The 1146-nt window shown below is 62.9% G+C and carries 1 protein-coding gene; it reads right to left on the bottom strand.

All coding sequences use genetic code 11. From position 1 onward, the window contains the following. A partial coding sequence (locus AC5Y42_RS23585) for a hypothetical protein (protein ID WP_499900980.1) occupies window positions 1–1136 on the bottom strand: 1136 nt, incomplete at its 3' end. Window positions 1137–1146: the final 10 nt, after the last annotated feature.

Below are 1146 nucleotides of genomic sequence, written 5' to 3'. Positions count from 1 at the left end.
GTGATGGTTGTCGGTGTGGCGGATGGGGAGGAGTTGTCGTTGGTGGCAAGTACCGCGATGACCACAATCAGCGCGGCGACGATCACGGTCGCCACACCGAGTCCAATCCACACTGGCGTCCTCGATGGGCTGGCTGCCGGTGGCGCCCACGCCGGCGATGGCGGTGGCGGGGCTAGTGGTCTGGATTGTCGGGTGGGTGTTGATGGTCGGGAGTGGACGACGGGGACGGGCGGCGGCTCCAGTGGGGTGCTGGGTAACGCCGCAGCGGCTGCTCCCGTCTTTGTTTGGTGTTGGGCGTGTTCGATGGCGTGGCCCAGTACGTAGGTCCAGGCTTCGGGTAGCGGGCGTTGGTGTGGCGAGTTGGTCAATGTGTCGGTGATGATCTGGCGCAGTAGTTCTGGTGTGGTGGCTGGCAAGTGGTGAAGGCTTTTGGTGTCGTGGTCGCCGGCGAGCAGGCGCAGGGCCAGCAGTCCGAGTTTGTAGGTGTCGGTGTAGATGGTGGCCAGTTCTTCGCCGGGGGGTGCCTCCCATCCCGGGGTTTCCATTTGGGGCAGCGCCGAGACGGTGTTGATGCGCATGGCGTCGCAGTCGATGAAGTAGGCCGCTTCGTGTGGGGTCAGGGCAAATAGCAGGTTTTTCGGTGAGATGTCGCCGACGCAGACGCCGTGTTTGTGCATGAACGCCAGTGTGGAGGCGACCTCGCGTAACAACGTATAGCGTTGGGCGTCAGTGATGTTGAGGCCGCGTGCGGTCAGCACTGAGGAATGGTTGAGCAGGTGCTGAAATTCGGCGGTGGTCCTGGAGACCCCTTTGACTGTGGTCAAGTCGATGAAGAACTCGTCGGGGATGGCCGGCATCACGAATCCCGTTGAGGCGCCGTTGTCTTCGACGAGCGCACAGGGCCAGGCCGCACTTGAGATCAGCCGTTCAGCCTGGGCGTAGGACAGTGAGTCCTCGACCAGGGCGGGCATGGCGGCCAGCGCGGTGAAATCAACTCCGGCGCGCATCGGGGCCTTGTATTCCTTGTAGACCATCGACGTCGCGAACTTGGTCTTGACGTTGGGCGCCCGATAGACCACCCCTTGCCCACCTTGACCGATCTTGGCCAACACACCCAACCTGTCACGACTGATCACCGGCCGCGTC

The organism is Mycobacterium sp. NGS48, from assembly GCF_059812585.1.
The sequence above is the reverse complement of the archived record's forward strand: the minus strand, read 5'-3'. Positions and strand labels throughout refer to the sequence as shown.